The 6,187-nt window shown below is 56.4% G+C and carries 6 protein-coding genes; 1 reads left to right on the top strand and 5 read right to left on the bottom strand.

What is annotated here, in order from left to right:
* The 5 genes from C5687_RS16695 to C5687_RS16675 form a co-directional block, all read right to left on the bottom strand.
* Positions 1-592 (bottom strand): substrate-binding domain-containing protein (locus tag C5687_RS16695; RefSeq protein ID WP_104557404.1); only part of this gene is annotated, 592 nt, incomplete at its 3' end.
* Positions 593-887: 295 nt separating this feature from the next.
* On the bottom strand, positions 888-1,910 hold the full coding sequence (gene galS, locus C5687_RS16690; protein WP_047959102.1) for an HTH-type transcriptional regulator GalS: 1,023 nt from the start codon (positions 1,908-1,910) through the stop codon (positions 888-890).
* Between the two features lie 155 nt (positions 1,911-2,065).
* Complete coding sequence (gene yeiB / locus C5687_RS16685) at positions 2,066-3,223, bottom strand: DUF418 domain-containing protein YeiB (protein WP_025756262.1); 1,158 nt, start codon at positions 3,221-3,223, stop codon at positions 2,066-2,068.
* Between the two features lie 19 nt (positions 3,224-3,242).
* Positions 3,243-3,911: a GTP cyclohydrolase I FolE gene (gene folE, locus C5687_RS16680; RefSeq protein ID WP_025756263.1), complete on the bottom strand. Its 669-nt coding sequence runs from the start codon at positions 3,909-3,911 to the stop codon at positions 3,243-3,245.
* A gap of 102 nt (positions 3,912-4,013) precedes the next feature.
* Positions 4,014-5,162 carry a YbfB/YjiJ family MFS transporter gene (locus C5687_RS16675; RefSeq protein ID WP_104557403.1) on the bottom strand — a complete coding sequence of 383 codons (1,149 nt, stop codon included), beginning with the start codon at positions 5,160-5,162 and terminating at the stop codon, positions 4,014-4,016.
* Positions 5,163-5,300: 138 nt separating this feature from the next.
* On the opposite strand from C5687_RS16675, the gene fghA reads away from it, so the two are divergent.
* Positions 5,301-6,128, top strand: coding sequence for an S-formylglutathione hydrolase (gene fghA / locus C5687_RS16670; protein WP_104557402.1), 828 nt, complete (start codon positions 5,301-5,303; stop codon positions 6,126-6,128).
* Positions 6,129-6,187 lie beyond the last annotated feature (59 nt).

The following is a 6,187-nucleotide window of genomic DNA, read 5'->3' as shown; positions in this document are numbered from 1 at the left end:
CCTGGGTTTTCAGACCTTTGTCGTTCAGCTCTTTGATAACGTAGGTGGTACGCGCTTCAGCATCCGGATGGCCGGGTTCGCCTTTCAGCAGCACGAACTGAATCTGACCGTCTTTGTTCAGGTCCCAGTTCGGGTTTGCCGCCCAGTGTTTCGCGATCAGATCGCCCTGAATAATGCCGGACTCTTTGGAGTCGGTACCGACGTAATACGCTTTGTCGTAGCTGTCCAGCGCTTTACGGGAAGGTTCTTTGTTGAAGAAGACGATCGGCACGTTCTGGCCGCGCGCTTTTTCAATCACCGTGCCTGCTGCCGCCGGGTCAACCAGGTTGATAGCCAGAGCTTTCACGCCTTTCGCCAGCAGAACGTCGATCTGGTCGTTCTGTTTGGACTGGTCGTTCTGGGAGTCATTCATCAGCAGCTGAACGTCTGGCGCTGCTTTAGCATCTTTCTCAATTGCTTTACGCACAACAGACATGAAGTTGTCGTCGTATTTATAGATGGTCACACCAATACGGGTATCCGCAGCGTGCGCTGCTGCACCAAAAAGCATGCTTGCCATTACAGCAGACAGAGTCAACACCTTCTTATTCATGGTATCTCCGGTTTTTTTTATGCAGGGTAGTTCTTGTGAATAACGATCGGCGGGCAGGTGTTAATAAAACGTTACTGACAGCCGAAGTTCACTTATAAAATTTCTATCTTCCGTGTTCGGTAACGCTCCAGAAATGCGTTTTATTCGTTGTTTGCGGCACGTTGGCTATAGTGAAAGTGAATAATCACTGTTACATAGCGTTTCAGCCCCTAAAACGCTGACATCATAGTCAGCGCCTTGTTAAGATACTGTGAATTTACTCACAGATTGAAAACGGTTACATCACCCCATGTAATCAGTTAGTGATCGGAACCACAATTTGCCGGGCCGCAACGGAGTGACGACGTACTAAAGTCGGCATGAAACAATGTGTTGCCCCCGGATCCAGCAGCCCTGCTGCCCCCTGTAACGCCAGTTCAGTCGCCAGTTTCGCCATAGAGGCTATCGGGTAACGCACCGTTGTCAGCTGCGGGTCGGTGTAACGGGCAATCGGAATATCGTCAAAACCAATGAGTGATAAATGCTGTGGCACCGCAATGCCGTTATCCTTCAGCGCCGTCAGGGCCCCGGCCGCCATGCTGTCGTTATAGGCAAAGACCGCTGAAAGCTGGAGATTGCGGCCCAGCAGCTCAACCATTGCCGCCTCACCGCCCTGCATATCCGGCGTACCGGTTCCTACCCAGCTCTCGGATGGCGTAATGCCGTGCTCTTTCAGGGCGTTCTGCCACCCCTCGCGCCGCAGTTCGTCATCTTCTATCTGGTGGCTGGAGGCCAGATAACCGATCCGCTGATGGCCGTTGTTGATAAGCATTTTGGTGGCCATCATTGCGCCGCTGACGTTATCCAGCCCGACGCAGCGGTGGGCATAGCCCGGAACGATGCGGTTAATCAGCACCATGCCCGGGATCTGATCCATAAACCCGATTAATTCTTCGTCGCTCAGGGCTTTAGAGTGAACAATCAGGGCATTGCAGCGCTGACGGATCAGCACTTCGATGGCATAGCGCTCTTTTTCCGCCTCATGATAGCTATTGCCGATCAGGACATATTTCTGATGCTGCTGGGCGACCACATCGACCGCTTTCACCAGCGCACCAAAAAAGGCGTCCGATACATCCATCACCACCACGCCGATGGTGTCGCTGACCTGCGTCGCAAGCGCCTGGGCATTGGCATTTGGCCGGTACCCAAGCTGAGTCACGGCTTTCATTACGGTTTCACGGGTTTCAGGGCTGACCAGCGCGCTGTTGTTCAGGACACGCGAGACGGTAGCCACAGAAACGCCCGCCTGACGGGCGACGTCACGAATGGTGATCATATTCACCATCCTTCAAAGGATTGCAGCAACTCACAGACACCCCCTGTGTTTAGCAAGGTGGCTATTTTGGCAGTGAGAGAAATGGGACTACGTGAAGAAGCTCACACTCATGAAAACGCTTACATCCGTTTTGTTAATGATTGTGATCCAGATCGTTATCTGGATGTATTTTTCAATGATATCCCTGAAGCACGTGCGGTTAACTGACGCCATACCCACTCCAGCGGCCCCTGGCGGAAATAGCGTAGCCAGAGCACAGAAAACGCCAGGTTTACCGCCCAGACCGGGATAACAAACGCCAGCAGTTCGAGGCGGTCGAATTTCATAAACAGACCAAAGCGATAGAAAAGCGTGGTGCAGATAAGCGTTTGCAGGAGGTAATTGCTTAACGCCATGCGCCCCACGCAGGCGATAGCGCTGACCATCCACAGGCGAGAAAGCGTCGGCCAGAAGCCATAGATCAGCGCCGCATAGCCGATGGTCTGGAACGGTGCGCTCAGCTCACGTGGTACCTGGAGCAGGAAAGCGCACCAGCGATAATCCCAGTGAAGGTGCCACTGCGCCATCACCGCCGGAAGGTTAATCAGCACGCCGAGCAGCACCAGCCCGGTGCCGGTGCGGCGATAGTGGCGCAGGCTGAATTCGCCTTTCAGCCAGCCGGTGCGCATCAATGACGCGCCCATCAGCATCATTCCCGCCAGCTGCCAGCCGTATTGCGCGCCCAGCGCAAGGAGGCTATCGCCCAGCATATCCGCACGGTTGCTTATTGCTTCCGTACCGCCCTTTAGCTTCCAGTATTGCTCGTACTGCAGGTTAGCGGCATCCGGGATCCAGGAACGGTTTGTCGCCTCGCCCGAGATCATCCCCAACAGCAGCAGCACTGCCAGCCCCATAACATAGAGCATTACGCCGGTGTTAAAGAGGCTTTTTACGCTGTGCGCATCGCGTATGAGACGCCAGCAGATGAGCCCGACTAAGCCATACGCGAGGAGAATATCGCCATCCCAGAAGAACAGCCCGTGGATAAACCCCAGAATAACCAGCAGCGTCAGACGCGACTGGATCCAGCGCGTGCCGCGCCTGAGGAGGAGCTGCAGGCCTGCGCCAAACAGCAGGGCAAAGAGCGTAAGAAATTTGACCTGCGCGAAGAGATCGAGGATCGCCCACGTCCAGGCATCACTGCGCGTGATGTCGCCATACCACGCAGGGTTAAGATAGGCCGCCTTCGGCAGACCGAAGGCGCTGATATTAAGCAGCAGGATACCGAGAATGGCGACGCCGCGAACAAAATCGAGCGTGACGTTTCGCTCCATGGTCCCTGCCCTGTAAGACTTAGTTGTGGTGACGAACGGCGCGCAGGAACTCCTGGCGGGTATTCTGGCTCGATTTAAACAGCCCACCCAGCGAGGTAGTGGTAGTCGCACTGGTGGCATCACGCACGCCGCGCGCTTTCACGCAGTAGTGAACCGCGTCGATTGAGACGGCCACGTTATTGGTGCCGAGCAACGTTTGCAGCGCGGTCAGGATCTGCTGCGTCAGACGCTCCTGCACCTGTGGACGCTGCGCAAAGAACTGCACGATGCGGTTGATCTTCGACAGGCCAATCACCGTATCTTTGGGGATATACGCCACGGTCGCTTTACCGTCGATAGTGACGAAATGGTGTTCGCAGGTGCTGGTCAGCGTGATATCACGCACCGTCACCATCTCATCCACTTTCATCTTATTTTCGATGACGGTAATTTTCGGGAAGTTGGCGTAATCCAGGCCAGAGAAAATTTCGTCGACGTACATTTTCGCGATGCGGTGCGGCGTCTCCATCAGACTGTCGTCACTCAGATCGAGATTCAGCAGCTCCATGATATCGGTCATATGACCGGCAATCAGACGCTTGCGGGTTTCATTGTCCATATCCTGAACGGGCGGACGCAGTGGCGTTTCAAGACCGCGCGCAACCAGGGCTTCATGGACCAGGGCAGCTTCTTTACTGAGTGATGACATTTTATTCTCCTGCAGGTGTGGCGTCTTTTGCCCTCGTTGTGGCAAAAGTATGCGCTCATTGTGCGTGAGGCCGCGCACATAATCCAGTATTCACGACGATAATTATTGCAATTGCTGTTGCCTTTCAGCGTGACGATTCCACACCAGGGCACCGCCGACGAACAGCGCAACGCCCGCCAGGCCCAGTGCAGGCTCCAGCCGGTGGGTAAGCCAGGTCGATAACGCTGAGGTTACCGGCCCTACCAGCTGGCCTATGGCATACCCGGTCGTGAGCAAACCGGCCATATACCGCGTGTGCTCCGGAGCCAGTTCGCGGCCGTACAGCAGCGAGAGCTGAACGGCGCAGAGGAACCCGCCGCCCACCAGTAGCCCGCCTGTCAGCAATCCGCCAATTCCGGGTAGCAGCCAGGCCGCCAGCACGCCGGCCCCCTGGAGCCACAGCACGATAGCCAGCCGGCGGTTAGCCGTTGAGGTATGGCGCAAAAGAATGCTGAGCGCAATGCCCACCACGGCGGCGAGACCAAAAATCGGCCAGACAAACTGGGCAAACAGGCTGCCGGGAAAACGTACGGCCGCCATTTGCGATAAAAAGGTCGCCGGCAGAATGTACCCAAACCCGGCCAGGCTGTAGCTCCAGACCAGGCATTTTAAATCTGCGGTCAGCACCAGCGGCTCCGGTGCGGTGCCGGGTCGATGAAGTTGTCCGGCTCGCGGCAGGTAGCGCGCCACCAGCGCAATCAGCACCAGCGCCAGTACGCCGTAAATTTGCCATGCCGCACCAGCCGAAAGGGATTTCGCCTGAATATAGACGGCGAGCAGCCCGCTCAGGGCAATGCCTGCTCCGGGTCCAGCAAAAACGGCGGCGCTCAGGCCAGGTTTGCCAAGCTGGCCCAGGCGTTCGTTGGTCCAGGCAGCAATCAGCACCATCGACCAGCCGCTCATACAGCCAATCACAAAGCGCAGCAGGCCGTGTACAACGGCGTTATCCGCCGCGGCGGAGAGCAGCGTCAACGCCACCGCCCCCGCGATGCCCAGCCAGAGACGCATTTCAACAAAGCGGTGGGCGCGCATCGCATCCCACGCACCCACCAGATAGCCCAGATAGTTCATCGCCGCCACCAGACCCGCGCTGGTCAGCGTAAGCTGCCCGGCAGCTATCATCAGCGGCACCTGAGGCGTAAAGGCAAAACGCCCGATTCCCATTGCCACCACCAGAACGACGAACCCACTGAGCGCAATACGCAGCGCCATGAACGCTCCAAATGTTAAAGAAAAGTAAATTTATGATGCAGCATCTCGTCGTCTGACGAAAGTGAAAGTTGCTCACAGGTTAATGAAAACGCTGTATTATGGGTTCTATGACGGCACATTTTCATTAAGGAGCCCAGCATGGAACTGCTCGAAGAGCACCGTTGTTTTGAAGGTCGACAGCAGCGCTGGCGGCACGACTCCACCGTTCTGAACTGTGCGATGACGTTCAGCATTTTCCTGCCCCCGACGGAAAACCCGCCGGTTCTGTTCTGGCTTTCCGGCCTGACCTGCAACGATGAAAACTTCACCACCAAAGCGGGCGCGCAGCGTATTGCTGCCGAACTGGGTCTTGCGCTGGTCATGCCGGACACCAGCCCGCGTGGCGATGATGTGGCCGACGATGCGGGATACGACCTGGGCAAAGGCGCCGGCTTTTATCTGAATGCCACCGAACAGCCCTGGGCGCGCCACTACCGTATGTATGATTACATTCGTGATGAACTTCCTGCCCTCGTGCAGTCTGAGTTTGCGGTCAGCCAGCGCTGCGCGATCAGCGGCCACTCGATGGGCGGTCACGGGGCGCTGATCATGGCGCTGAAAAACCCGGGAAAATACGTCAGCGTGTCGGCATTTGCGCCTATCGTGAACCCTACCCAGGTGCCATGGGGGCAGAAAGCCTTTACCCACTATCTGGGTGACGATGCGGAAAAATGGCTGGCATGGGACAGCTGTGCGCTGATGCTGAACAGCAAACCGGAAGATGCCCTTCCCATCCTTATCGATCAGGGAGATGCGGATCAGTTCCTTGCCGGACAGCTACAGCCCGCGGTGCTGGCAGAAGCGGCACGCCAGAAAGACTGGCCGCTGACGATGCGCATTCAACCGGGATACGATCACAGCTATTACTTCATCGCATCCTTTATTGAGGATCATCTCCGCTTCCATGCGGAGCATTTGTTCGGGTAAGTGCGGCCTTTTTTGCCCGGTGGCGCTTCGCTTACCGGGCCTACAAGCTTGTGCCTTTT

Source organism: Enterobacter sichuanensis, assembly GCF_002939185.1.
Lineage (GTDB): Bacteria > Pseudomonadota > Gammaproteobacteria > Enterobacterales > Enterobacteriaceae > Enterobacter > Enterobacter sichuanensis.
This window is presented reverse-complemented; position numbering and strand designations above follow the sequence as displayed.